This window comes from Roseateles sp. P5_E4, from assembly GCF_054049255.1.
In genome coordinates, this window is the sequence record NZ_JBFUMS010000013.1 from 71,280 (window position 1) to 97,153 (window position 25,874).

Sequence of the window (25,874 nt, forward strand, 5' to 3'; positions counted from 1 at the left end):
GCGCACGATAACCGAGGCCGATCAGGCCAGCTTGTAGCTTTGCAGATGGATGGAGGTCTCGGTGCCGGCGATGCCCTTGATGAGGCGCACCCGCTCCAGCACGTCGGCCAGCTCCTGCAAGCTGGAGCTGCGGATCTCGGCCAGCAGGTCCCAGCGGCCGTTGGTGTCGAAGAGTCCCGTGATGCCGGGCTCGCCGAGCAGCATGGCCACCACCTCGCGCGTGCGGTTGCCTTCAACCGTGATGCTCATCCATGCCGTGATCTGGTCGGGCACCGAGTCGGGCCGCAGGCGCACCGTGTAGCCGGTGATGACGCCGCTGTCTTCCAGCCGTGCGATGCGGTTGGTGACGGTGCCGCGCGAGACCTTGAGCTTGGCCGCGAGCGTGGCGACGCTGGCCCGGGCATCGGTGCGCAGCAGGGCGAGGAGTTGCTGGTCAAGGGCATCCATTTTGAGCAATTCGGCAATTTCCACTGCCATTTTGCCAAATCGCGATGCATTACGTGGCAAGAGTTGAGCTTCTGTTTGGCACATGGCCCCGGAAGAATCGCCTCAACACATTCCGCGAGACTGCCATGACCACCGTCCTCACCACCCAAGACGTCGCCCGCCTTGTCCAACGTGTCGGACTTCCCGATTTACTTCGCCGCCTTGTCAGCTACCTCGAATCCGACTACCTGCGATGGGCCGAATTCGACAAGACGCCCCGTGTCGCCGCCCATTCACAAGACGGCGTCATCGAGCTGATGCCCATCGCCGACGCCAGCCTCTACAGCTTCAAATACGTCAACGGCCACCCCAAAAACCACCGCTTCGGCCTGCCGACCGTGATGGCTTTCGGCGTGCTCGCCGACGTGGCGACCGGCGCCCCCGCCTTGCTCTCCGAGCTGACCCTGACCACCGCCATGCGCACCGCCGCCACCTCGGTCATGGTGGCCAAGCGCCTCGCCCGCCCCGACAGCCGCGTGATGGCCCTGATCGGCAACGGCGCCCAGAGCGAGTTCCAGGCCCTGGCCTTCCACCACCTGCTCGGCATCCGCGAGCTGCGCCTCTACGACATCGACCCGGCCGCGACGGCCAAGCTGGTGCGCCACCTTCAGCAAACGCCCGGCCTGACGCTGACCGTGTGCGCCTCCACGGCCGAGGCCGTCAGGGGGGCCGACATCGTCACCACCGTGACCGCGGACAAATCCAACGCCACCATCCTGACGCCCGACATGATCGAGCCCGGCATGCACATCAACGGCGTCGGCGGCGATTGCCCGGGCAAGACCGAGCTGCACCGCGGCGTGCTGGAGATGGCCCGCGTGATCTGCGAGTTCGAGCCACAGAGCCGCATCGAAGGCGACATGCAGCAGATGCCGGCCGATTTCCCCGTCACCGAGTTCTGGCGAGTGCTCGCCGGCCAGGCCCCGGGCCGCGAGTCGGCCAGCCAGGTCACCGTGTTCGACTCGGTCGGCTTCGCGCTGGAGGACTTCTCCGCGCTGCGCCTGCTGCGCGACGTGAGCAATCAGCTTGGCCTGGGCGCGCCGCTGGACCTGATCCCGCAGATGGCTGACCCCAAGGATTTGTTCGGCGAACTGCATCTGACCCACCAGCTTCAGGTGGCTTAGGGCCTGTTCACGCTACGGGAATCGGTGCGAGAGGGTCTGCGCGGGTGCAGGGCTAGGCGTGCGGCGCCGCCTGGGCTCGTGCCCAGGCCAGGCGCGCAACAACGCCATGCGCCCGCGCAGGCCCTCTCCCGAAGGGTTGCCACCCAAAAGCCCGCGCGCGGCGTTGCGAAGCCTCGCTGGGGCCGACCCCAGCTTCGACTTTGCGCCTTGCTCGCGGGCTTTTGGGTGGCAACGCATCCGATCCCCGTAGCGTGAACAGGCCCTGGCGTCCGCAACTTTCACGACGTTCCTCGCCAGCGCGCGCCCCCAGAATCGGTGGCGCACGCTGCCGGAGGGCTCGCATGGGATCTGCCGCTCGACTGACCCGCCACTTTTGGCCACTGGGTCTGCTGCCCGCGCTGGCCGCGGCCGAGCCACTGCCTACCGATCCGCTGGAGCGTCAATGCTGGCTGTCACACACGGCCCAGCGCACGGCCCTCGACCTGCGTGAGCCGGTCTCGGTGCACTTCAGCAACGTCAAGACCGGCTACCGCGTGCGCTCGCCCTTCTGGGTGGAGTTCGGCATCCGTGGCATGGGCGTCATTCCGGCCGGCAATGCCAACGAGAAGGCCGGCCACCACCACATCCTCATCGACACGCCGCTGCCGCGCGACCACACCGCACCCATCCCCTTCTCCAATACGCACAAGCATTTCGGCAAGGCCCAGACCGGCACCGAGATCGACCTGCCGCCGGGCCGCCACACCATGCGGCTGCTGTTCGCCGACCACGCCCACAAACCCTATTTCGTCTTCAGCAACGAGATTGCCATCGAGGTCGTGGGCAAGCGCGCCGACGCCCCGGCGCCCAAGGTCGTTGCGGGTGACCGCGACACCTGCGAGGCCTGGTACGAGGACTTGCGCGCCGCGCCACGCGCCTCAGCCGGCCGCGAGGTCTATGTGAAGAACCTGCGCGATGAAGAGGCGGTGTCGAGCCCCTTCACGCTGTCCCTGGGCGTGCTCGGCGCCGGCCTGGGCGTGGCGCCGGCCGGCACCGCCATCAAGGACACGGGGCATTTCCGCCTCAGCTTTGCGCCCAAGGGCGGCGGCAATACGGTGCGCCAGAACCTCGTCGACGGCCGCACCGAGGCCATCGTCGACCTGCCCCTGGGCGAGTACGAGGCGGTTGTCAGCCTGCACGACGGCGCCGGAGAGTTCCTGCTCAAGGCCGCGCCGCTGAAGTTCAGCGTCACCCGTCACGACAGGTAGGCGCCAACGTCCTCCACGTCGATCAGCGCTGCCGCCATGAAGCGCCGCGCATAGGTCAGGCAGACGCCCGAGCGTAGGAAAAGTTCAAACAGGCCCGGGTCGAGATGGCCCTCGGCCACCATGCGCCGCATGAGGCCTAAGGCCTCGGACAGGCGCTTGCCCGGCTTGTAGGGCCGGTCATCGGCCGTCAGTGCCTCGAAGACATCCGCAATGGCCATCATGCGGGCCTGCGGGCTCATCTGTGCGCCGGTCAGGCCGCGCGGGTAGCCCTTGCCGTCCATGCGCTCATGATGGCCACCCGCGATCTCGGGCACCTCGCGCAGATGCTTGGGGAAAGGCAGCTCGTGCAGCATCTTCAGCGTCTGCACGATGTGGTCGTTGATCTTGTAGCGCTCCTCCTCCGTCAGCGTGCCACGCGAGATCGTGAGGTTGTGCAGCTCCCCCCGGTGATAGAGGTGTTCGGGCTGCTTGAGTTTGAAGCCCCAGCGGTTGTCACCGCCCAGTTGGTCGGTGGCGGGGCGCGGCAGGATGTGCTCGGGCCGGTCCTGCAGCAGGCGCTCAGGAGCAGGCAGCGGCGGGCGCGGTTTGGGCTGGCGGCGCAGCTCCTCGATGGACAGGCCGAGCGTGTCGTCGAGCGTGCGCAACCAGCGCCTCTCGCCGATGCGGCGCAGCCGGGCAACGGCTTCGGGGTCCAGCGTTTCGCCACCCACATTGCTAGTCGCGACGAAGGCGTAGTCGGCATCCAGTTCGCCCTGGGCCGGCGCCGCCGCGGCACGGGCGCGCTGCACGCCCGCGTCGCCCAGCTCGGCCTCCAGCTTCTCGATCAGCGCGTCGCGCTTGAGCACCTCGAAGCGCGTGCGGACCTCATGGACGCGGTTGTAGATCGTCTCCAGCTTGGTGGCCTTGTCGACGACGTACTCCGGCGTGGTGACCTTGCCGCAGTCGTGCAACCAGGCGGCGATGTGCAGCGCCTCCCATTGGTCAGCGTCCATCGTGAAACCGGCATACGGCCCCTCGGTCGCCTCGCAGGCGGCCTGGGCCAGCATCTTGGTCAGCTCGGGCACGCGCTGGCAATGGCCGCCGGTATAGGGGCTCTTGGCGTCGATGGCGCCTGCAACGAGCTGGATGAAGCTCTCCAGCAGCTCCTTGCGCGCGCGCAGCAGCAGCTGGTTGTCGATGGCCACGGCGGCCGTGCCCGACAGCGCACTGACAAAGGCCACGCGTGCGGCGCCCAGTGGTTCGGACGGCCCATCGGCCGACAGCGGGAAGGTCAATGTCAGCGTGCCGATGGTCTCGTGCTGGCTGTTCTTCAGCGGCAGGGCCAGCAGGCGCATCTTGGCGACGCCCAGGGCGGCGAACAGCCGCTGGTAGGCGGCCAGGTGGGTCGGGTTGTCCCAGCTCAGATCGATCTCGACCGGTGCGTTCGTCTGCAGGGCACGCACCGGCGCGGCGACGCTGTCGGGCACGTTCACCTGCCAGGTCAGGCCGCGGCGCGACGCGGTCTCGCCACGCACGCGCGAAGCCGCGGGCTCCAGCGTCTGGCCATCGGCCGACAGCAGGTGGACCGAGCCGCCACTGGCGCCGGCCACGGCGATGGTCTCGCGCAGGATGAGGTCGAGCAGGGTGTCGAAATCTCGCTCGGCACTCAGCGCGTTGCTGATGTCGAGAAAGCGCCGCAGCGAATGCTTCATCGCCGTCATCGCGATGGCCAGGCGGTCGACCTCGCGGATCAGGCTGCGTTGGGGATCGGGCCCGTCGAACTCGAAACGCTCGATCGCCTCGGCCTGGCGGGCCAGGTTGCGCAGCGGCCGCGACACGCGATCGGCCAGCAGGTGGACCAGGGGCAGCAACAGCAGCATCAATCCCAGCGAGATGTAGAAGCTCTGGCGGCGGCTTTCAATCTGGAAGGCCTGCAGCTCCTCGCGCGGCGCGGCCATCAGCAGCACCAGCGGCGCGCCGGCCTCCACGGCACCCTGCAGCGGCAAGGCGTGGCTGACCCATTCGCGCCCGTCGACCACCTGCACGGGTGTGAGATGACCCTCGCCATCGCGGCGCTGCCACAGCGCGCGCATCAGCGCCGACGCACGCTCGGCCACGCGCGGCAGGGCCTGGCCGTCCTTCGGCGGCGTGCCGCTCTCGCGCCGGGCCTCGGCCAGCATCTCGCCGCCTTGGGTGGCGATGAGCAGTTCGGCCGAACGGCTGATCTGCGGCCGCGTCAGCATCTCGCTGAGAGCCTGCAGGCTGACGTCGGCGCCCACGACGGCGCCACCATGGGCTTGGGCCAACGTCACGCCGGGTTCGCCGGTCGTGAAGAACAGATAGGGCGCCGATTGCACGAGCTTGCCTTCGCCGGCCTCGCTCGCCAGCGCGAACCAGGGCCGGGTGCGCGGGTCGAAGTCGTAGTCGGGCCGATCACGGCGCTGCAGCTCGCGCAGCGCTGCGTCGTAGAAGCGGTAGGCGCCACGCGGGGCCGCGCCGCCATCGCGGCTCACACTCTGCAGGCCGAATGCAGCCTCGGCCGGCGCATCCATGCGCTTGCGTGTTGCCGCATCGACAAGGCGGCGCAACAGCACGAAGGATCCGCCCGAGGTGCCGACATAGACGGCCGAGACCGAGGCATTGGCGCGCAGGGCCGCCGCCATCTGCGGCAGCGCAGTCAGGCGCTCGGCCTCGTTGCTGGCCCGGCCCAGGGCGCCGGTCGCCAGCAGGGCCACGCTGACCCGCGCCGGCCGCAGCTCGGTCTCGACGGCCGCCGCGGCCTCGCGGCCGATGCGCCTGGCCGCCGCGCCAGCCTGCTGCAGCATCAGTGCATCGCTGCGTGAGCGCTCGTACAGCAGCAGCACGCTGTACACCAGGGCGACCAGGCCCACCATCAACAAGCTCAGCGTGATGTAAAGCGTCTTGGGCTTGAGATGCGGCATGGAACCTGAAGGGCAGCAGCGTTGCAGCAGTATCCCCGTGCCGCCAGCACTTTGCCTGCGGTTACCAGACCAGCCGGCAAGAGTGCCCAAGTCCTACAAGACGAGCCCCCAGCGCCAATGAGGATGGCTTGGCGACGACCGGTCGCATATCGCCGCAGGCCCCACCCGGCGCCTGCGCTCCGATGGATGAAGTAGGAGAGAAGTTCCCCATGAAGAAGATCGCAATCAGCCTTGCCGCCCTCGCCCTGGCCACTGCCGCCCAGGCCCAAACCACCCGTTCCAGCAGCAATGCGGAGCACAACTACGGCCTGTTGTCCCTGGGCCAAGGCCATCTCAACGTCGACTGCACCGGCGTGCAGACCTGCGACAGGAACGCATTCGGTGGCAAGGCCATGTTCGGCCATGCCTTTGGCAATGGCTTTGCAGTCGAAGGCGGCTACACCAATTTCGGCAAATTCCGCGCGTCCCAGGGCGCCGTGGGGCTGAGCGGACGACCCGAAGCCCTGTCGTTGAGCGGCGCCTACACGGCCAACTTGAGCCCTGACTGGGGTCTGGTCGGCCGCCTGGGCGTGGCCCGCGTGCGCACCAAGGTGAACGCAGAGGTCGGCGCGCTGACCGGCTCAAGCAGCGAGAGCAAGACCCAGCCCATCGCTGGCCTGGCCGTCAACTACGCGCTGACGCCGTCGACCCGCGTCGAGCTGGGCGTGGACGCAACGCGGGCCCAGATCCAGGGTGAGCGCCAGAACGTGCGCATGGTGTCGCTGGGCGCGCGCATGGCCTTCTGACGGCCCAAACACGCCGCTGCGAGACCACCCGAGCCGCCTGGCCGCTTAAAGCGCGGTCAGGCGGTTTTTTTCACATCGCCCCCGAGCCGGGGGCATTGCCGTCTCATCCGCGCGACAGCGTCATCAAGGGCGTACAGGCGCCGCGAATAGCATGCGCGCCGCCTCAGAAAGGCGCCGAGGCCGGCCACGCCGGTCGGCCCATCCATCAAGAGAAAAAGGGAGTGTTCTCATGAAAAAACAAACCATCGTCCTGGCCGCACTGCTGGCCGCCACCGCTGCCCACGCCGAATCGCAGGCCCACGGTTACATCGGCACCGCCGGTGGCGTCTCGCACGCCAATCTGGACTGCACAGGCTCCACCAGCTGCGACACGAGCGACACCGGCGCCAAGCTGGTGGGCGGCTACAACTTCGGCAACGGCTTCAGCCTGGAAGCCGGCTACATCGCCTTTGGCAAGTTCAAGGCTGCGGACGCCACGATGTCCGTCGCCATCAAGCCGACCGCGCTCATGCTGGGCGCTGCTTTCGCGCTGCCGCTGAGCACCGACTGGGGCATGAACGTCCGCCTGGGCGTCGCCCAGGTGAAGACCCAAGCCAGCGCCACCCTCGGCACGTTGAGCGGCTCCGACTCCGAGAGCAAGGCCAAGGTCTACGCCGGGCTGGGCCTGACCTATGCCATTACCCAGAGCGTCAAGCTGGAGCTGGGCGTCGATTCGACCCAGGCCCAATTCGCTGGCGAAAAGGGCACGCTGCGCCTGGTTTCCCTGGGCGCGATCTTCGCGTTCTGATCGAGAACGCATCCCACTCGAAGGGCCGCCTCGTGCGGCCCTTTCTCATGGCTCTTCCTACACTGCGGCCATGGACTACGCCTCATTGATCAAGGAAATGGGCCGCGGCGCCCGAGGTGCGCGCGATCTGAATCGCGAGCAGGCTGAAGCGCTCTTCGGTGAGATGCTCGACGGCCAGGTGCCCGACATGGAGCTGGGCGCCATGCTGATCGCGCTGCGCGTGAAGGGCGAGAGCGCCGACGAGGTGGCTGGGTTCCTGGCCGCAATGCAGGCACGAACGGCCCGCCTGGCCGCCCCCGACGGCCCGCGCACCGTGCTGCTGCCCAGCTTCAACGGTGCCCGCAAGCAGGCCAATCTGATGCCGCTGGTCGCGCTGCTGCTGGCCCGCGAGGGCGTGCCGGTGCTGATCTTCGGACGGCACGACTTCGACAGCCGCCACAGCCCCTTCGAGTTGCTGGGCGCCCTGGGGCTGCACGCCAGCCCCTCGCTGACCGATGCCCAGACGCGGCTGGCAGGCGACAGATTGGCCGTCCTGCCTTTGCAGATGCTCAACCCTGGCTTGAACAGCTTGATGGCCTTGCGCCCGCGCCTGGGCGTGCGCAACAGCTCCCACAGCCTGGCCAAGCTGCTCGACCCCTTCCCGGTCGGCCGCGGTGTGCGTGTCGTCGCGGTGACGCATCCGGAATACCTCGACAGCATGAGCCACGCCCTGCCCACACTGACCGCCGGCGGTGGCCGGGCGCTGTTGATGCGCGCCAGCGAGGGCGAGGCCTATGCCCATCTGCGCCGCAAGGCCCATCTGATCGGTTTCCAGGACGGCGACACCGCGCCCCTGCATCCGGCCGACACGGCGGATCTGGACTGGCCGCTGTCGCCAGCCTGCACGCCAGCCGAGAACGCCGCCCTCATCCGCGCCATGTTGGAGGGCCGCGAAACCGTGCCGCCGCGCATCCTGGAGCAGGTCGCCGCACTGCGGCTTCTCGCCACAAACTGAAGTTGCTTATTCGGCATGGGCATATAGCCCCAAAAATTCTGTAGTTCTTCCGCACCGCAACATTGCTTAGAGTCGCGCCCTCGGGTGGCATGGGTCGCCTCAGGGGACAGCGTGCTGGACTGGATTGCGATTGCAAGTGGATTGGGAGTCGGCCTCATCGTCGGGATCACCGGCGTGGGCGGCGGCTCGCTGATGACGCCGCTGCTGCTGTCCGTCTTCAAGCTCAACCCTGCGGTCGCCATCGGCACCGACCTGTGGTTTGCCGCGCTGACCAAGATGAGCGGCTCCGTGGCCCACGCCCGGCATGGCCATGTGCAGTGGGCCATCACCCGCCGCCTGCTGACCGGCTCCATCCCTGCGTCCTTGGCCACCGTGGCGTTGATGCACCTGACTGGCGTCACCAAGGGCTGGGCCTCGGCGCTGACCTTTTCGCTGGGCATCGCGCTGTTGCTGACGGCCGTCGTCGTCGCCTTCAAGAAGAGCTGGCTGGCGCTGGGCCTTCGGCTGGAGCGCTGGATTCCCGAAGCCCGCAAGCCGGCGCTGACCATCCTCAGCGGCGCTGTGCTGGGCGTGCTGGTATCACTGTCTTCCATTGGCGCCGGCGCCATCGGCGCGACGCTGATCCTGCTGATCTACCCACGCATGCAGGCCCGCGACATCGTCGGCACCGATATTGCCCATGCCGTGCCCTTGACGCTGGTCGCCGGCATCGGCCACGCCACGCTGGGCAACGTCAACTGGACGCTACTGGTGCCGCTGCTCATCGGCTCTTTACCTGGCATCTGGCTGGGCGCCCAATTGACCCGTCGGCTGCCCGATGGCGTCGTGCGCAGCCTGCTCTGCGTTTCTCTTCTGATGGCCGGCTGGAAGGTCATCCACTAACCATGTATCAGTACACCGACTTCGACCGCCGCTTCGTCCACGCCCGCGCCGCGCAATACCGCGACCAGCTCGAGCGCCACCTCGCCGGCACCCTCGGCACCGATGAGTTCCGCGCGCTGCGCCTGCAAAACGGCTGGTACATCCAGCGCCACGCACCCATGCTGCGCGTGGCCGTGCCCTATGGCGAGCTGTCGTCGCGCCAGCTGCGCCAGCTCGCCAAGATCGCCCGCGAGTACGACCGCCAGCCCGATGGCCCGTTCGCCGGCCAGGGCGGTTACGGCCACTTCACGACGCGCCAGAACCTGCAATACAACTGGATCCCGCTGGTGGACAGCGCCACGGTGATGGAGCTGCTGGCCGAGGTCGACATGCACGGCATCCAGACCAGCGGCAACTGCATCCGCAACATCACCAGCGACGCCTTCGTCGGCATCGCGCCGGACGACATCGTCGATGCCCGCCCCTACTGCGAGATCCTGCGCCAGTGGAGCACCCTGCACCCCGAGTTCGCCCACCTGCCGCGCAAGTTCAAGATCGCCGTCTCGGGCGCCAAGGAAGACCGCGCCGCCATCGGCTGGCATGACATCGGCCTGCAGCTGAAGAAGAACGCCGCTGGCGAGGTCGGCTTCCAGGTGCTGGTGGGTGGCGGCATGGGCCGCACGCCGATTCCGGGCGTCGAGATCAACGCCTTCGTGCCCTGGCAGCAGATCCTCGTCTACATCGAGGCCATCGTGCGTTGCTACAACCTGGCCGGCCGCCGCGACAACCTCTACAAGGCCCGCATCAAGATCCTCGTCAAGGCCGAGGGCCAGAAGTTCTTCGACGCCGTCAACGAGGAATACCGCCGTATCCTGGCCGACGACAACGGCGGCCACGAGCACATCATTCCCCAGGCCGAGCTGGACCGCGTGGCGGCCTGCTTTGTCGACCCGGCCGGCGTCGCGCCCGTCGCCGAGCCCGTGCTCGACACCAGCGACCCGGCTTTCGCACGCTGGCTGGCGCGCAATGTCGACGGCCACCGCGTCGCCGGCTACCGCGCCGTGACGCTCAGCCTCAAGCGCGTCGGCATCGCGCCGGGCGATACCAGCGCCGACGTGATGGACACCGCCGCGGCCCTGGCCGACCAGTTCAGCCATGGCGAGCTGCGCGTCACCCACCGCCAGAACCTCGTGCTGCCCTGGGTGAAGGCGTCTGACCTGCCCGAGCTCTTCCAGGCCGCCCGCGCCGCCGGCTTCGCCACACCCAACGCCCGCCTGCTGACCGACCAGATCGCCTGCCCCGGCGGCGACTTCTGCGCGCTGGCCAACGCCCGTTCGCTGCCGCTGGCCGCCGAGATCGCCGAGCGCTACCAGGATCAGGATGAGCTCGAAGACCTCGGCGAGATCGACCTGCACATCAGCGGCTGCATCAACAGCTGCGGCCACCACCACAGCGGCCACATCGGCATCCTCGGCGTCGACAAGGACGGCACCGAGTGGTACCAGCTGACGCTGGGTGGCAGCGACGGCACCGTGCTGTCGGGCACGACGGTGGCCGGCAAGGTCATCGGCCCGAGCTTTGCGGCCGACGAGATCGCCGACGCCATCGATGCCGTCATCGACACCTTCAAGCGCGAGCGCTTGGCTGGAGAACACTTCGTCAACGCGGTGAAGCGCCTGGGCCTCGACCCCTTCAAGACGGCGGCCAACGCCGTTCGCGTCTCGACCGCAAAAGTATGAACGCCCCCACGCTCGCTTCGCTCACTGCCCCCCAAGGGGGCGCCAGTGAGTTCGGGGCGGCCCAGCACTCACTGAGCATGAAATTCATCAACGCCACCACCTGCCAATGGAAGCACGCCATCGGCGAAGACGGCCCCAAGCCCGATCCCGATCCGGCGCCCAACCGCCTGCTCTCGCTGGAGCAATGGCATGCCGTGAAGACCCGCTGGCCTGCGAACACGCCGGTCGCCATCGAGTTCCCGAACGATGCCGACATCAACCAGCTCGCTCCCGACCTGGACCGCATCGCCGTTGTCGTGCTCGACTTCCCGAAGTGGACCGACGGCCGCGCCTACAGCCAGGCCCACATCCTGCGCAGTCGCTTCAAGTTCAAGGGCGCCATCCGCGCCCGCGGTGAAGTGCTGGTCGACATGATGCAGTTGTTGACCCGCACCGGTTTCGACGAAGCCGTCATGCGCGGCGACCAATCCCAGGCCGCCGCACAGAAGGCCTTGGACCTGTTCGCGCCGGTGGGCTTTTACCAGGGTGGTGTCGGCGAGACGCGCCCCTGGTTCCTGCGGAGTGCGGCGTGAACACCGAAGTCAGCAGCCTGCCCTGGGCCGCCGCGCCTGCGGCCGGCAATGCGATTGGCCTCTACGCCAAATGGACGCCGGCGCTGGACGCCAAGATCGAGGCCGCCCTGCAGCGCTTGCGTGACGCCAGCATTGAGCATGGCGACAGCCTCGTGCAGAGCAGCAGCCTGGGCGTGGAAGACATGGTCATCACCGACCTGATCGCCCGCACCCAGCTGCCCATCGCCATCGCCACGCTGGACACGGGCAAGCTGCACGCCGAGACGCTGGCGCTGATCCCGCGCATCCGGGAACGCTATGGCCGCGAGGTCGAGGTCTTCAAGCCGGCGGCCGACGCCGTCATCCAGTTCGTCCGCAAGGAGGGCGAGGAGGCGATGTACAAGAGCATCGAGCTGCGCAAAGCCTGCTGCGGCCTGCGCAAGATGGAGCCGCTGGGCCGCATGCTGAAGGGCCGTTCAGCCTGGATCACCGGCCTGCGCCGCGAGCAGAGCGGTGCCCGCGGTGACGTGGCCTTTGACGAGGACGACGGCAACAACCGCCGCAAGATCAGCCCCATCGCCGACTGGACCTGGGCCGAGGTCTGGGCGTATGTTCAAAAATACGAGGTTCCGTACAACCCGCTGCATGACCAGTTCATGCCCTCGATCGGCTGCGCACCCTGCACGCGCGCCATTGCGGTCGGCGAAGACTTCAGAGCGGGCCGCTGGTGGTGGGAAGACTCCACCAAGGAATGCGGCCTGCACGCCAAATCATGAATGCTGCTGTGAAACCCGAACAACTCATTGCCGACGTCGACCACGCCCACCTGGACGCGCTGGAAGAGGAAGCCATCTTCATCCTGCGCGAGGTGGCCGCGAGCTTCGAGCGCCCTGCCCTGCTCTTCTCGGGCGGCAAGGACAGCTGCGTCGTGCTGCGCCTGGCCGAGAAGGCCTTCAAGATGAAGAACGCGGCGCACCCGAGTGGTTACTCGGGCCATCTGCCCTTCCCGCTGGTGCATATCGACACGGGCCACAACTTCCCCGAAGTCATCACCTTCCGTGACCAGCGCGTCGCCGACATGGGCGAGCGCCTGGTCGTCGGCCATCTGGAAGACAGCATGGCCAAGGGCACGATCCGCCTGTCGCACCCGCTGGAAAGCCGCAACGGCCACCAGACGGTGACGCTGCTGGAGACCATCGAGGAGCACAAGTTCGACTGCCTGATCGGCGGCGCCCGCCGCGATGAGGAAAAGGCGCGCGCCAAGGAGCGCATCTTCAGCCATCGCGACAGCTTCGGCCAATGGCAGCCCAAGGAGCAGCGCCCCGAGCTGTGGACGCTGTTCAACACGCGCATCCGCCCGGGCGAGCATTTCCGCTGCTTCCCCATCAGCAACTGGACCGAACTGGACGTGTGGCTCTACATCGCCCGCGAGAACATCCCGCTGCCGCAGATGTACTTCGCGCACGAGCGTCAGGTCATCCGCCGCAAGGGCCTGCTGGTGCCGCTGACCGACGTGACGCCGCCGGAAGAAGGCGAGACCGTCGAGACCGCGACCGTGCGTTTTCGCACCGTCGGCGACATGACCTGCACCTGCCCGGTCGAGAGCCCCGCCGCCAACGCGAGCGAGGTGGTGGCCGAGACGCTGACCGTGACCGTCAGCGAACGCGGCGCCACGCGCATGGACGACCGCACCAGTGAAGCTTCCATGGAGAAGCGCAAGAAGGAAGGGTACTTTTAATGACCGCCCCCACGTTCACTTTGTTCACTGCCCCCCGAGGGGGCGTCGCGGCCCTTCGGGCGGCCGGGCGGGCCGCGCGATGAAGGCGCTGCGATTCCTCACGGCGGGCTCCGTTGACGACGGCAAGTCCACGCTGATCGGCCGCCTGCTGTTCGATGGCCAGGCCATCCTGGCCGACCAGCTCGACACGCTGGAGCGCCGCGCCGCCGGCCGCCCCATCGACCTGAGCCTGCTGACCGACGGCCTCGAGGCCGAGCGCGAGCAGGGCATCACCATCGACGTGGCCTACCGCTACTTCGCGACCAAGACGCGCAAGTTCATCATTGCCGACGCGCCGGGCCATGAGCAGTACACGCGCAACATGGTCACGGCCGCCGCCGGCTCCGATGCCGCCGTCGTGCTGGTGGACATCACCAAGCTCGACCTGACTGAAGCCGAAGTGACGCTGCTGCCGCAGACGCGCCGCCACTCGCTGCTGGCCCAGTTGCTGCGCGTGCCGAGCATCGTCTTCGCCATCAACAAGATCGACGCGCTCGATGACGCCGGCGCGGGCTTTGCCAAGGTCAAGACGGCGCTCGACAAGTTCGCTGCCGCCGCCGGCCTTAACGTCGCGGCCACGGTGCCGGTGAGCGCCCTGCGCGGCGACAACGTCACCCAGCCGCTGGACTCGCCCTGGTGGAACGGCGAGAGCCTGCTGCAGGTGCTGGAGCGCCTGCCCACGCTGAGCGAGCGCGCCGACGCGCCGCTGTCCCTGCCCGTGCAGTACGTGCAGAAGGACGCCTACCAATCCGCCGGCACCGGCTTCCAGCCGCGCGTGCTGTGGGGCCGCATTGCCCACGGCGCAGTGAAGGCGGGCGACACCATCGAAGTGTTGCCGTCGAAGCAGACGGCTGTCGTTTCCGAGGTTCGCCTGGCCGGCGAGGCCGTGCCCAGCGCCGAAGCCGGCGACTCGGCCGGCCTGGTGCTGGACCGCCAGCTCGACGTCAGCCGCGGCGACTGGATCGTCACGCCGGGCAGCGCTGCGGTCACCAAGAACTTCTCTGCAACGCTGGCCTGGCTGGACACCGAGGCCGCCAAGCCCGGCCGCAAGTACTGGGTGCGCCACGGCAACCGTTGGGTGCAGGCGCGCATCTCGGCCATCGACTCGGTGCTGGACATCAACACGCTGACGCCGCAGGACGCCCACGAACTGCCCGTCAACACCATCGGCCGCGTGCAGATGGAGGTGCAGCATGAGCTGCCCGTCGAGCCCTTCGTGGACAACCGCGTCGGCGGCGCACTGATCGTCGTCGACCCCGCCAGCCACCGCACCAGCGGCGCGCTGCTGGTGGACGTGCAAGCCGCTCCGGCGGAAGAGGCCTGGTGATGGCCGGCAAGGTGATCTTCGTCAGCGCCGGCCCCGGCGCCGCCGACCTGATCACGTTGCGCGGTGCCCGTGCGCTGTCGCAGGCCGACGTCGTGCTGGCCGACGCGTTGGCCGACCCGGCCCTGCGCGACCTGGCGCCGCAAGCCAAGTGGATCTCGGTCGGAAAGCGCGGCTTTGAGCATTCGGCCAAGCAGACCGAGATCAATGCGCTGCTCGTCAAGGCCGCGCAAGAACATGGCCTCGTCGTGCGGCTCAAGGGCGGCGACGCCAGCATCTTCGGCCGGCTGGAGGAAGAGCTCATCGCGCTGGCCGAAGCTGGCATCGCCAGTGAAGTGGTGCCCGGCGTGACCGCGGCTCTTGCCGCCGCCGCCCAGGCGCAACGCCCGCTGACCCGCCGCGGCCGCGGCCGCAGCGTGTCGCTGACCACCGCGATGACCGAAGCAGGCGAACTGAAAGCCGCGCGCTCGGCCGACACCGAAGTGTTCTACATGGCCGGCCGCCAATTGGCCGCCTTGAGCCGCCAGTTGCTTGCCGCTGGTTGGGCGTCCGACACCCCCACGCTGGTCGTCAGCCGTGCCGGCTGTGCCGATGCCATCACCAGCGAGCACGCGCTGGCTGACCTCGCCCACGCCGCCCTGCTCCACCGCGGCCGCCCCACGGTCGTCACGGTCGGGACAGGAGCCAGCCGGGTCCGCGCGCAGGATCAAAACCACGCCGACCTTAAAATCGTCGTTTCGCCCGAATCATTGCCCATCGGGGCGCCCCTTACTTCCCAGAGCCGCTCATGACCCACGTCGTCACCGAAGCCTGCATCCGCTGCAAATACACCGACTGCGTCGACGTCTGCCCGGTCGACTGCTTCCGCGAAGGCCCGAACTTCCTCACCATCGACCCCGATGAGTGCATCGATTGCGCGGTCTGCATTCCCGAATGCCCCGTCAACGCGATCCTGCCCGAGGAGGACGTGCCCGGCGATCAGATCCACATGATCAAGATCAACGCCGACCTCGCCAAGGGCTGGCCCAGCATCACCAAGCGCAAGCCGGCGCTGCCGGATGCCGACGAGTGGAAAGACAAGACGGGCAAGCTGCCCGAGCTGATCCGCTGAGCTTTCTTCTCTCCTCATGCAGGCAGCAGTACAGATCAGGCCCGATGCGATTCAGACGGACGCCGTCATCGTCGGCGCCGGGCCGGTCGGCCTGTTCCAGGTCTTCGAACTCGGCCTGCTGGAGATCAAGGCCCACATCATCGACAGCCTGGCCTATCCCGGCGGCCAGTGCATCGAGCTCTATCCCGACAAGCCCATCTACGACATCCCGGCCGTGCCCGTGTGCACCGGCAAGGAGCTGACAGACAACCTGCTCAAGCAGATCCAACCCTTTGGCGCGACCTTCCACCTGGGCCAGGAAGTCACCGTCGTGCAAAAGCAGGACGATGGCCGCTTTCTGATCGAGACCAGCAAAGGCACGCAGCTGCTGGCCAAGGCCGTCTTCATCGCCGGCGGCGTCGGCAGCTTCCAGCCGCGCACGCTGAAGGTCGACGGCGTCGAGCCCTACGAGGGCACGCAGGTCCACTACCGCGTCAAGGCGCCGGCCCAGTTCGCCGGCAAGAACCTGCTCATCATTGGCGGCGGCGATTCGGCCCTGGATTGGGCGCTGAACTTCTGCGCCGCCAATCCCGACGGCAACCCGCACAAGGCCGAGAGCGTCATCGTCGTGCACCGCCGCGACGAGTTCCGCGCCGCGCCAGCCAGCGTGGCCAGGATGCGCGAACTCTGCGACGCAATGGAGATGCAGTTCATCGTCGGCCAGGCCACCGGCATCGACGAAGCGAACGGGCAACTGACCGGCGTCAAGATCACCGGCAACGACGGCATCACGCGCGTCGTGCCCTGCGACCAGGTGCTGGCCTTCTTTGGCCTGTCCCCCAAGCTCGGCCCCATCGCCGAGTGGGGCCTGGCGCTGGAGCGCAAGCAGATCGTTGTCGACACCGAGAAGTTCGAGACCAGCGTGCCGGGGATCTTTGCCGTCGGCGACGTCAACACCTACCCGGGCAAGAAAAAGCTCATCCTGAGCGGCTTCCACGAGACCGCGCTGGCGGCATTCGGCGCGGCGCCGTATGTGTTCCCGGACAAGCGCATCCACCTGCAGTACACGACGACCAGCCCCAAGCTGCACAAGGTATTGGGCGTGGAGTCACCGGTCTTCGACTGAAGGCATCGGACCTGCGAAATGACGCCACAGCGGCGTTGCAAAGGCTAGCCGTAGCGCTGCTACTGTCTTCACCTTTGCGCCTTGCTGCGACGCCATTGCGCAAGCCTGGCGAGAGCCTCAATGCGGCCTGCGCGGCTTTGCCGTTTCGGCATCGCCATAGGCCAGCCCTGACTCCCAGACCTCCCGCATGCGCGACAGCAGCTCGCGCGGGATGCGTTCGTCGGACTTCGCTTCCTGCAGCGCCTGCTGCATGCCCTGCGCCAGGCGTTGAAGCACGGTGGCCGGCGCCTTCACATTGCAAACCTTGGCGCCAAAGGCGAGCAGTTCCTGCGTCGTCGGATAGGCCTTGCTCGTGTGCTTGCCGGCAAAGAGCTTGAGCGCCAGCGTGCGGTCCTCAAGCTCGGGGCCACCGGCGTACTGTGTGTAGCGGTAGATGGCCGTTGTGACGACATCGAACATCGGCGCCAGCCAGATGTCGCTGGATGAGCGGTACAGCAGGCCAAAGTTCTTCAGATGCGCGTCGCCATTGCGGACCATGACGGAGAAGGCGACCTGCTCGAAGAAGCGGTCGAGGTCGGCTTGGGGCAACTGCAACTGCCTCAGCAGCCCCGCGATGCGCTCGTAGCTGCCGTGGTACTTGCGGTCGGAGAGTGTGTCGCGCACGCGCTGGCCGGATAGCGCTGCGATGTCTTCGAAGCCCAGGCGCTCCACCGCCCCATCCGGCTTCAGAACGGCGTCGAAGCGCTCCAGCACCAGCATCTGGCCGTCGTGCGACAGGTCAAACACCGGCGTAGGGATGCCGCCCAGGTTGGCTGCACGCAGGCACAGGTATTCGTTGGCCGCCAAACCGGGATAGGCCTCGCTCGCCACCTTCACGATGAGCGTGGGAATGGGAACAGCGATCCGCACCTCGGGCACCATGATCTTGGGCTGCATGCCGGCAATGCCCGCGCCGGTGCTCAGATAGGCCGCCACCAGGTCGTTGAACACCTGGGGCGAGTAGGCCATGCCAAGTAGGCTCTCCTTGCTCAGCGGCACCGCTGGCTGCGGCGTGTCAGCACCCGGGATGCGATAGCCGAGGCGACCAATGCCGTTGTCGCCGATGAGGGCGAGCAGGTGCATGGCCGTGGTCTGCTGCTTGGGGAACAACGCCCGGATGCGCATGAACAGATCGCCCTCGGGCAGGTTCTGGTCCATGGGCGGGAAGAGGTCCCCGTCCGTCCACGTGAGCCTGGCCGCCGCCGGCATCAGCAGCGCGACGGAAGGCTGCTCGGCAGACGCCTCCAGGTACCGGAACTCGTAAGTCGACGCCTTGAGCAATTGGCCCGCACCCACGCGCGACCCGATGGACACATCGAGCTGCGCGATGCGCTCAGGCAGCATCGTCGTCCTTGTTGAAGGCCGCGGCCACTTCCTCCATCGTCGGCAGGCCCACCGGCTCCAGACGCATGGCCAGATTCAAAGAGCGCAGCACGTCGAACAGCGACGACACGGAAGCCTCCTCGCCGCCCTCCAGGCGGTAGATCACTTCACGCACCCGCCCCGCCCGCTCGGCCACGGCCTTCTTGCTCAGGCCCAGGGCTTCGCGCCGCTGCTGCAGCAGGTCGCCAAGTTCGGCGGGAAGTCGAATACTGCCAGTCATAGCTTGCATTTTCTATAAATATCAGAACTTTGCAAGCCATGACTTGCATGCATCACCACTGCAGATCTGCAGCGAGCCAGGCCAAGTCGCCAAGCGCGAAGGCCGGAACGCTCCGTAACCCATAGAATCCGACCCGCGCGCCGCCCCGTGTGGCGCGTCTTCGCTAGGGGTGTTGATGGCCTGGCGCCATCGACTGAGACAGTCCCTTTGAACCTGATTGAGGTAATCCTCGCGCAGGGAAGCACGCTGAAAGCCCAGGCCGAATCTTCGTCTCCCGCCCCTGGGCCCTGTCGTTTGCCGACCTGCCATCGCTTTGCATTCCGATGGCACGACTCTTTTCCCTTTCCGTTCTCGGCGCCGCCTCCGCGCTGCTCGCCGCCAGCCTCGCTTCGGCCCAGACCCTGCCCCAAGTCAGCGTCTCGGGCAAAGCCACCGAGGCCGTGCCCAGCCTGTCCGGCTTCAACGACCCGCCGGCCAAGTTGCCGATGCAAGCGCTGAGCCTGTCGGCGGAGCGGCTGGATGACCTCGGCATCAGCCAGCTCTCGGGCATCACCAAGCTCGACGCTTCCATCTCCGACGCCTACAACGCCGTCGGCTACTGGTCGCAGCTCAAGATCCGCGGCTTCGATCTCGACAACCGCTTCAACCTGCGCCGCGACGGCCTGCCCATCACGGGCGAGACCGCGCTGTCGCTGGTCAACAAGTCCGGCATCGAGGTGCTGAAGGGCAGCTCCGGCATGCAGGCCGGCACCAGTTCGCCGGCCGGCATCGTCAACTTCGTCGTCAAGCGCCCGCTGGCCGAGGACGGCACGGCACTGATGTTGGAAGCCATCCAGGGCGGTTCGGTGCAGGCGAGCGTCGACCACTCGCAGCGCTTCGGCGCCAACCGCGAGTTCGGCGTTCGCGTCAACCTCGCCGCGGCCCACCTGGACCCGACGCTGCGTGACAGCAAGGGCCGCTCGCACACTGCCGCGCTGGCCACCGACTGGCGCATCGGCCCCGACACCCTCGTCGAGGCCGAGGTCGAATTCAACCGCCAGAGCCAGCCCAGCCAGCAGGGCTTCAGCCTGCTCGGCAACCGCCTGCCCGACGCCAAGAGCGTCGACCCCAACCTGAACCTGAACAACCAGCCCTGGAGCCTGCCCGTCGTCTTCGACAACACGCACGCCTCGCTGCGCGTGCAGCAGAAGCTGGCCGGTGAATGGCGCGCCCAGGCGGCGCTGGGCATCCAACGCCTGCGCACCGACGACCGCCTAGCCTATGCCTACGGCTGTAGCGACGCCAATGGCGATTACTACGCCGACCGCTTCTGCCCGGACGGCAGCTACGACCTCTACGACTTCCGCAGCGAGAACGAGCACCGCGACACGACGGCGCTGGACGTCTCCGCCAGCGGCCCCGTGCAGCTCGCCGGCCTGCGCCATGACCTCACCGTCGGCGGACTGAGCAGCCAGTTCAAGAGCCGCTTCCAGCGCCAGGCCTACAACTACGCGGGCACCGGCAACGTCGACGGCAGCGCCGTGACGCCCGCCGCGCCCGACTTGACCGACGAGAACACCAACCGCGACGAGCGCAGCAACGAGCTCTACCTGCGCGACCGCGTGGCGCTGAGCGCCGACACCAGCGCTTGGCTGGGCTTGCGCCACACCCGCCTGCATCGCGAGAGCGTGCGCACGGACGGCTCGCGTGCAACGGATTACTCACAGGGCGTCACCACGCCCTGGATCGCGCTCAGCCATGCGATCGCCAGCGACTGGCTGCTCTACGCGAGCTGGGGCCAGGGCATCGAAAGCGAAGTGGCGCCCAACCGCAAGCGCTTCGTCAATGCCGGCCAGGCGCTGCCCGCGCTGAAGAGCCGCCAGACGGAGATCGGCCTGAAAACCGGCACCCAGCGCGTCGAAGGCTCGCTGACCGTCTTCGACATCCGCCGCCCCGCGTGGCGCGACATCGTGCTGCCTGGTTTCACGGAATGCAGCGCCGACAACAGCTGCGAGCGCCGCGCCGACGGCTATGCCCGCCATCGCGGCGTCGAAGCCAGCGCCGACCTGAAGTGGAGCGGCGGCGGCCTGTTCGCCAGCGCCATGCGCCTGCAAGCGCGCCGCCAAGGCAGCGCCGACGCCAGCCTCAACGGCCTGCAGCCGCCGAATGTGCCGGAGACCACGCTCAAGGCCCATGTGCGCCAGGACCTGCTGCCCGGCCTGCAGGCCCAACTCGGCATCCGCCATGAGGGCAGCCGCTTCGCCACGCCCGACAACGGCATCGCCGTGCCGGCGTGGACTGTGGCCGACGCGGGCCTGCGCTACATGCAGGGCGTGGGCAACCAGACCTGGATCTGGCGCGTGGCCGTCGACAACCTGACCAACCGCCGCGCCTGGCGCGAGTCGCCGTGGCAGTTCGAGCACAGCTACCTCTACCCCCTCGCACCGCGGACTTTCCGCACGAGTCTCGAGGTCCGGCTCTGAGGCCCCTGAAAGAACTGCTATAGTCACGGGCTCTGTTCCTCGATAGCTCAGTCGGTAGAGCGCCGGACTGTTAATCCGTAGGTCCCTGGTTCGAGCCCAGGTCGGGGAGCCACAGAAAACCCGCAAAGGCTGGCCCATCGCCAGCCTTTGCAACAACAGCGAGCCGCAACCGCACGGCAAGCAAAAATACCGATCAATTCCTCGATAGCTCAGTCGGTAGAGCGCCGGACTGTTAATCCGTAGGTCCCTGGTTCGAGCCCAGGTCGGGGAGCCAAATCAGAAGCCTCATTCGCGAAAGCGGATGGGGCTTTTTCTTGCGGCCCTGGCCAGCGCGCTGGAACTGCGCCCCTGAACCCATCGCTTAGGATCCACCGCGCAAAGGCGCTGCGGATACGCGCCAAGGGAGGTAGCGTGGCACCTGACACCGCGCGACGACTGCTGATCTGCGGGATCGGCGTCTTGGTGGTCGCTTCGATCGCGTATTGCAGCTTGGTGCTGCTCGCATTCCTGGCCGCCAAAGGCACCACATTCAAAGACTTCGACGGAGCGGCTTGGACTCAGGCTGTCGGTTCTGTCGGTGCGATTCTGGTGGCTGTATGGGTGTTCCAAAGGCAAGCACAACATGCCGCGTCCAGCACCCGTCGCCAAGAGGCAGCCGGCGTCAGGCTTCGTGGCGACCTGCTGAGGTCCATGTCGAAGTTGGGCTACGAGGTTGACGAACTTGCATTTGTAAAGTGCATTGATCCGATCATGGAGTCGCGCTTCGTCGACAAGATCGATTGGCCGAGGGTCCGAGAAATCGAAACAACACTTCTTGAGGCGCGCAATGGCATGAATAGCTTTCAGCCCGTGCAGATGACATGTGGCGCCGAGCTGATCCTATGGAACCTAGCGAAAGCCCGAGCGACAGCCCTCTGCGACGAAGTTGCCCTGCTCAAAGGAAATGTATTCAACCGCCGCGAGCAGCTCCGAAGCGCCGCCTTCATGTTGAAGTTTCAAGCTGACGATTGCGAGAGCATGGCCAAATGGGTCGAGGCTGACGACAGGGATGCGCTTCAGCGGTTTCGACATGGGCACATCTAGTTCTAGCGCGTTCGAAGCGCCGCATGACAGGACAGGTCAACGCTCGCAAGCAAGTGGCGGCCTCCGCGAGACCGCCTTCTAGACAAAGCCATAGCATCGCAATCCGAGCTAACAAGACCATTCGGGGAGGATCATGAACAAGTTCTTGCTATCTGCCGTTGTTTCCGCCAGCGCGCCTGCGGCAATGGCGACGCAAACACAGTACGCGTATACCGGTCACGTCACCGAGGTTCGCAACTACACAGGCACAGCCACCATCAAGGCCCACGCCAGCCTGGGGGACAGCTTCTCGGGTAGCTTCTACTATGACCCGGATGCGCCGTTCCAGTACTTGATCCAACCTGGACGCGCCTTATTCGCTGGGCCGATGGGTGCCAACACGGTGACAGTCAACGACATCAGCGTGTCTGGCTCCAGTTGGGAAGTCCAGCTCTTTGACAGCTATCCGAACTACCCTGACAACGTCTTCCTCGCCGCCGTAGACAACGACGCCACCAAGCTCCCCGCTGGCCTGCAAGGCTACACCACCGTCATCCGCCTGAACTTTCTCGCGCCGATCCTGGACATGACGCTGCCCCGCACGCTGTCGCTGACAGAGCAGCCAAACCCGTGGTTCTCGATAACTGCCTACTCGACAGACGGCCAAGCACCGGGCTACTTCTTCTGGGGCGTCCATGGCGCTATCGATACGCTGACTGCTGTGCCCGAGCCAGGCACCGGCCAATACTTGCTTGCAGCGATCCCACTGCTGACCTTAATCACGCGCCGGCAGCGGCGCACTTCCGGACTCATTGGTCGAACATAGACCACCAGGAAGCACTGACGCGAAGCGTCATACGCCCCCCATCAAGACGGCCGTCACGCGCCCATGTAGCCTCATTCGCACAAGCGGGTGGACGAACAGCACCTACCTCACCGTCGCGATCAAGGTCATTCCAGCAGGCACAATTCTTCGACACAGGGAAAGCACTTGGAGCGGGGGATGAAGTCTGAGACGTGGACCATTCAGCAGGTGTTCCAGGATCGGCGCCAGTACAAGGTGCCCTTCTATCAGCGGGCCTACGTATGGACCCTGAAGGGCCAGTGGGAGCTGCTCTGGGCCGACATCAAGGACAAGGCAGCAGAGCGGCTATTGGGCGCAACTCCTGCTCCGCATTTCCTTGGTGCCATCGTTGTCGAGCCTCAGGAACGCATGTCCTTGCGAGGCGTGGACACCCTTCACATCATTGATGGACAGCAACGCCTGACCACACTTCAGTACGTCCTGGCCGGCCTTCGATTGGCATCCAGGGAACTCGGTGTGAAAGAAGTCGAGTCTTTTCTGGCAGGCGTCCTTGACAACCCGAACCCCGACACGATGGCTGCGCCGGAGGTGGAAGTCTTCAAGGTGTGGCCGACATTCAGCGATCAGAAGCATTTCGTCGCTTCCATGACCGCCGACCGGTTGGCCGCGTTGAAGCTGCGCTACCCGGAGCATTTCACCCTGGCGGGGAACTTCCGAAAAGTTGGCATCACCCATCCCGGATCTCTTGAAGCCACCTGGAACTTCGCCGAGTGGGCGAAGACATGGGTTCGAGAGAACGGAGGCTGCTCCGCCATGGAGGCCCTGGTGATGGCTGTCCTGAAGGATTTGAAAGTCGTCCTGATTCAGCTGGAAAAAGGCGACGACGCCCAGGTCATATTCGAGACATTGAACGGACGTGGTGCCGAACTGCATGCCACGGACCTCATCCGCAATCACTTGTTCATGAGCGTGAATCAACGATCGGAAGACCCGGCCAAGCTGTACGACGGAAAGTGGAAGCAGTTTGAGCAAACCGTCTGGAAGATTGGCGAGCGTCGGGGCCGCATTACCAAGCCGAGGCTTGAATGGCTGATCTTCTCCGCAGTCCGCGCGGAGACTGGTCAGGAGGGCGACTTGGGCCGGCTGTATGTCGACTTCAAGGGCTACGCCCAGAACGGCAATAAGCCGTTGTCGGCGACCCAGCAACTCGACATGCTGGACAACTACGGCAAGCACTACCTCGAATTGATCACCGGGAAGGGTGACCTGCCCATTGCTCGATTCGGTCGCCGGCTTCAGGCCTATGACACGACCACCACGCATCCTCTGGCGCTGAAGATCTCGACGGCGTCCATCTCGCGGGATGAGAAGGTCGTGATGTTCAACATGATCGTGTCGTACATCGTGCGCCGCACCGTATGCGGGCTTACGCCGAAGAACTACAACAACTGGTTCATGTCGATACTGCGCCAGCTGTCGAAGGGAACCGTATCAAGCCAGGCCCTCAAGGATTTGATGGTGGCATCAATCACAGAAGCGTCGCGATGGCCGGACGACGCTGAGTTCACTAACGCAATCATGACTGGCGCCGCCTATCCTGGGCGCCTCGATGCAGCCCGGTGCCGGATGCTGTTGACTGAGCTTGAAGGCTGGATGCGGCAGCAAAAACGGACGGAAGAACCCCAAATTCCTGACCTATCCAATCTCGATGTAGACCATATCCTGCCCCAGTCCTGGTACGAGCATTGGCCACTGCTTGATGGAACCAAAGCAACCCATGCCGAGGACTCAGCCGCGCACATCCTTGAGATTGGCGGTAGCGTGCTGTCGGATCGCCAGACCGCGCTTCGCAACCGTTCGAACAGCATTCCCACGCTGGGGAACCTGACCTTGCTGAATTTCAGCGTCAACCGGCAGGCCCAGAACAAAGCGTTTCCGATAAAGAAAGAGCTGTTGATCGAGAACACGAACCTCAGTCTTAATGTGAAGCTGCTTCCGCTAGGGCGCTGGGACGAGAGCACGATCCTTCACCGCGGCAAGACACTGGCAGAGGCGGCCATAGGGCTCTATGCGAGGTAACGGGTCGATCACCAACGAGGCGGTACTTCTTGGCACAGCGCCGCGATTGAAGACAGCGATCGCAGATGTGGGTTGCAATCAGCCCATTATCTGGATGGGTACGCAGGCGGGCTCGCTCCATGGTCGGCTGGAAGAATGTTCCGGCTTGACACGTCTATGCGACCTGGTCAAACAGGGCTCCACACCCGCACGCGCTCGGCACGCCTCCGGCGCATCTGCTTGACGGTTTCGTGCACCGACCAGTGTTTCCGCTTCAGGCTGTTGGTGTAGATCAGCTCCCAGTCTTCCCAGAACCAGATCACGCCAATAACCATCTGTGTCAACAAATCGCGTGTGAGGGTCACGTCCTTGAACGGCGGATAGCTCGGAACATTCTTCAGAGGCTCGCCGGGCCATCCGTCAGGCAGTGCCGGCGGCCAATTTACCCATAGACCTGGGCATCGGTCAAAGAGCTTGCGAGCCGCTGCGCCGTCCCCATGCCTACATGCATGTCCCAGCAGCATCAACAGGTCAAGGTCTGAAAAGCTCGGGAACGCCTCCAAAGCAACGCCCTTCAGATCCTTGAAGCGCTTGCAGAGCCAGTCCCAATCTTTGCGCTGCAGCTTGTCGATTTTCTCGCCATCCCAGCCTTGCTCCTTTGCGCACGCGATCAAGTAGCCCCTCAGCTGACGCTCCCAGACTGACTGCACCGTCAGGGTGTAGCCCTGCAATGTGGACGAATGCAGCGGTTCCAGATCAATCAACTCGAAATCGGCGGCCAGCCCTTCTTCACGCTGCGCGTGGCCAATTCGGGCCTCGATCGCATCTAGGGAAGGGTTAATAACGTCGTTCAGGAACAGTGCAACCGGGTCTCGGTGGCTTCCGGAGTAGGAGTCTGCCCTCAGGTTGGTCCAAGTTACCTCCTCGATATCACGTAGCGGTTCGACGTCGTTCATGCAACAAGTATGTAGTCACGATCGCAGTGCGCCCACCTCCACGCTGGCGCTCGCCCGCACAGCGCGCCGCTTGTTTC

General features: G+C 66.0%; 23 protein-coding genes, 2 tRNA genes and 1 riboswitch. Of the genes, 20 read left to right on the top strand and 5 right to left on the bottom strand.

Going from position 1 to position 25,874, the window contains the following annotated elements:
• Nucleotides 1-21: 21 nt before the first annotated feature.
• Entirely contained in the window at nt 22-447 is a 426-nt protein-coding gene (locus tag ACXJLH_RS23055) for an Lrp/AsnC family transcriptional regulator (RefSeq protein WP_056194870.1), read from the bottom strand.
• Nucleotides 448-572: 125 nt separating this feature from the next.
• On the opposite strand from ACXJLH_RS23055, the gene ACXJLH_RS23060 reads away from it, so the two are divergent.
• Both ACXJLH_RS23060 and ACXJLH_RS23065 read left to right on the top strand, forming a co-directional pair.
• Nucleotides 573-1,610, top strand: a complete 1,038-nt coding sequence (locus ACXJLH_RS23060; protein WP_457446492.1) for an ornithine cyclodeaminase — start codon at nt 573-575, stop codon at nt 1,608-1,610.
• Nucleotides 1,611-1,951: 341 nt separating this feature from the next.
• Nucleotides 1,952-2,857 carry a DUF4399 domain-containing protein gene (locus ACXJLH_RS23065; protein ID WP_457446494.1) on the top strand — a complete coding sequence of 302 codons (906 nt, stop codon included), beginning with the start codon at nt 1,952-1,954 and terminating at the stop codon, nt 2,855-2,857.
• Here the strand turns inward: ACXJLH_RS23065 and ACXJLH_RS23070 are convergent.
• Complete coding sequence (locus tag ACXJLH_RS23070) at nt 2,845-5,778, bottom strand: HD domain-containing phosphohydrolase (RefSeq protein ID WP_457446496.1); 2,934 nt, start codon at nt 5,776-5,778, stop codon at nt 2,845-2,847. The genes ACXJLH_RS23065 and ACXJLH_RS23070 overlap by 13 nt on opposite strands.
• A gap of 209 nt (nt 5,779-5,987) precedes the next feature.
• Here ACXJLH_RS23070 and ACXJLH_RS23075 point away from each other — a divergent pair, with 209 nt between their 5' ends.
• The 12 genes from ACXJLH_RS23075 to ACXJLH_RS23130 all read left to right on the top strand — a co-directional run bounded on the left by ACXJLH_RS23075 (nt 5,988) and on the right by ACXJLH_RS23130 (nt 16,812).
• Nucleotides 5,988-6,563: an outer membrane beta-barrel protein gene (locus ACXJLH_RS23075; RefSeq protein WP_457394172.1), complete on the top strand. Its 576-nt coding sequence runs from the start codon at nt 5,988-5,990 to the stop codon at nt 6,561-6,563.
• Between the two features lie 229 nt (nt 6,564-6,792).
• On the top strand, nt 6,793-7,350 hold the full coding sequence (locus ACXJLH_RS23080) for an outer membrane beta-barrel protein (protein WP_056194856.1): 558 nt from the start codon (nt 6,793-6,795) through the stop codon (nt 7,348-7,350).
• A 70-nt stretch (nt 7,351-7,420) separates the two neighbouring features.
• On the top strand, nt 7,421-8,344 hold the full coding sequence (ybiB, locus tag ACXJLH_RS23085) for a DNA-binding protein YbiB (protein WP_457446498.1): 924 nt from the start codon (nt 7,421-7,423) through the stop codon (nt 8,342-8,344).
• A 114-nt stretch (nt 8,345-8,458) separates the two neighbouring features.
• Entirely contained in the window at nt 8,459-9,226 is a 768-nt protein-coding gene (locus tag ACXJLH_RS23090) for a sulfite exporter TauE/SafE family protein (protein ID WP_457394181.1), read from the top strand.
• Nucleotides 9,227-9,228: 2 nt separating this feature from the next.
• Nucleotides 9,229-10,944: a nitrite/sulfite reductase gene (locus ACXJLH_RS23095; protein WP_457446500.1), complete on the top strand. Its 1,716-nt coding sequence runs from the start codon at nt 9,229-9,231 to the stop codon at nt 10,942-10,944.
• A gap of 77 nt (nt 10,945-11,021) precedes the next feature.
• Nucleotides 11,022-11,516, top strand: coding sequence for a DUF934 domain-containing protein (locus tag ACXJLH_RS23100; RefSeq protein ID WP_457446502.1), 495 nt, complete (start codon nt 11,022-11,024; stop codon nt 11,514-11,516).
• Complete coding sequence (locus ACXJLH_RS23105; RefSeq protein ID WP_457446504.1) at nt 11,513-12,271, top strand: phosphoadenylyl-sulfate reductase; 759 nt, start codon at nt 11,513-11,515, stop codon at nt 12,269-12,271. Before ACXJLH_RS23100 ends, ACXJLH_RS23105 begins: the two co-directional genes overlap by 4 nt.
• Nucleotides 12,268-13,233, top strand: coding sequence for a sulfate adenylyltransferase subunit CysD (gene cysD / locus ACXJLH_RS23110; RefSeq protein ID WP_457446506.1), 966 nt, complete (start codon nt 12,268-12,270; stop codon nt 13,231-13,233). The genes ACXJLH_RS23105 and cysD overlap by 4 nt, the downstream gene beginning before the upstream one ends.
• Nucleotides 13,234-13,312: 79 nt before the next feature.
• Nucleotides 13,313-14,599 carry a sulfate adenylyltransferase subunit 1 gene (locus ACXJLH_RS23115; protein WP_457446508.1) on the top strand — a complete coding sequence of 429 codons (1,287 nt, stop codon included), beginning with the start codon at nt 13,313-13,315 and terminating at the stop codon, nt 14,597-14,599.
• Entirely contained in the window at nt 14,599-15,387 is a 789-nt protein-coding gene (cobA, locus tag ACXJLH_RS23120; RefSeq protein ID WP_457446510.1) for a uroporphyrinogen-III C-methyltransferase, read from the top strand. Before ACXJLH_RS23115 ends, cobA begins: the two co-directional genes overlap by 1 nt.
• Nucleotides 15,384-15,707 carry a ferredoxin FdxA gene (fdxA, locus tag ACXJLH_RS23125; RefSeq protein ID WP_056194839.1) on the top strand — a complete coding sequence of 108 codons (324 nt, stop codon included), beginning with the start codon at nt 15,384-15,386 and terminating at the stop codon, nt 15,705-15,707. Before cobA ends, fdxA begins: the two co-directional genes overlap by 4 nt.
• A gap of 16 nt (nt 15,708-15,723) precedes the next feature.
• Nucleotides 15,724-16,812 carry an NAD(P)/FAD-dependent oxidoreductase gene (locus ACXJLH_RS23130; RefSeq protein WP_457446512.1) on the top strand — a complete coding sequence of 363 codons (1,089 nt, stop codon included), beginning with the start codon at nt 15,724-15,726 and terminating at the stop codon, nt 16,810-16,812.
• 117 nt (nt 16,813-16,929) lie between these two features.
• On the opposite strand, the gene ACXJLH_RS23135 is transcribed toward ACXJLH_RS23130, so the two are convergent.
• Nucleotides 16,930-18,195, bottom strand: coding sequence for a type II toxin-antitoxin system HipA family toxin (locus ACXJLH_RS23135; RefSeq protein WP_457446514.1), 1,266 nt, complete (start codon nt 18,193-18,195; stop codon nt 16,930-16,932).
• The gene (locus tag ACXJLH_RS23140) at nt 18,185-18,454 is read right to left on the bottom strand and encodes a helix-turn-helix domain-containing protein (RefSeq protein WP_457446516.1); all 270 of its coding nucleotides are present in this window, start codon (nt 18,452-18,454) and stop codon (nt 18,185-18,187) included. Before ACXJLH_RS23140 ends, ACXJLH_RS23135 begins: the two co-directional genes overlap by 11 nt.
• A gap of 155 nt (nt 18,455-18,609) precedes the next feature.
• Nucleotides 18,610-18,711, top strand: a riboswitch (TPP riboswitch).
• A 66-nt stretch (nt 18,712-18,777) separates the two neighbouring features.
• On the opposite strand from ACXJLH_RS23140, the gene ACXJLH_RS23145 reads away from it, so the two are divergent.
• The 6 genes from ACXJLH_RS23145 (at nt 18,778) to ACXJLH_RS23170 (ending at nt 24,862) form a co-directional block, all read left to right on the top strand.
• Nucleotides 18,778-20,916, top strand: a complete 2,139-nt coding sequence (locus ACXJLH_RS23145; RefSeq protein ID WP_457446518.1) for a TonB-dependent siderophore receptor — start codon at nt 18,778-18,780, stop codon at nt 20,914-20,916.
• 36 nt (nt 20,917-20,952) lie between these two features.
• A tRNA-Asn gene (locus tag ACXJLH_RS23150) sits at nt 20,953-21,028 on the top strand.
• Nucleotides 21,029-21,114: 86 nt separating this feature from the next.
• Nucleotides 21,115-21,190 (top strand) — tRNA-Asn (locus ACXJLH_RS23155).
• A gap of 137 nt (nt 21,191-21,327) precedes the next feature.
• On the top strand, nt 21,328-21,999 hold the full coding sequence (locus tag ACXJLH_RS23160; RefSeq protein WP_457446520.1) for a hypothetical protein: 672 nt from the start codon (nt 21,328-21,330) through the stop codon (nt 21,997-21,999).
• A gap of 133 nt (nt 22,000-22,132) precedes the next feature.
• On the top strand, nt 22,133-22,804 hold the full coding sequence (locus ACXJLH_RS23165; RefSeq protein WP_457446522.1) for a hypothetical protein: 672 nt from the start codon (nt 22,133-22,135) through the stop codon (nt 22,802-22,804).
• Nucleotides 22,805-22,981: 177 nt separating this feature from the next.
• Entirely contained in the window at nt 22,982-24,862 is a 1,881-nt protein-coding gene (locus ACXJLH_RS23170) for a DUF262 domain-containing protein (RefSeq protein ID WP_457446523.1), read from the top strand.
• Nucleotides 24,863-25,029: 167 nt separating this feature from the next.
• Here ACXJLH_RS23170 and ACXJLH_RS23175 read toward each other — a convergent pair whose 3' ends face one another.
• Nucleotides 25,030-25,797 (bottom strand): hypothetical protein, encoded by a 768-nt coding sequence (locus tag ACXJLH_RS23175; RefSeq protein ID WP_457446525.1) that lies wholly within the window; start codon nt 25,795-25,797, stop codon nt 25,030-25,032.
• Between the last annotated feature and the right edge of the window lie 77 nt (nt 25,798-25,874).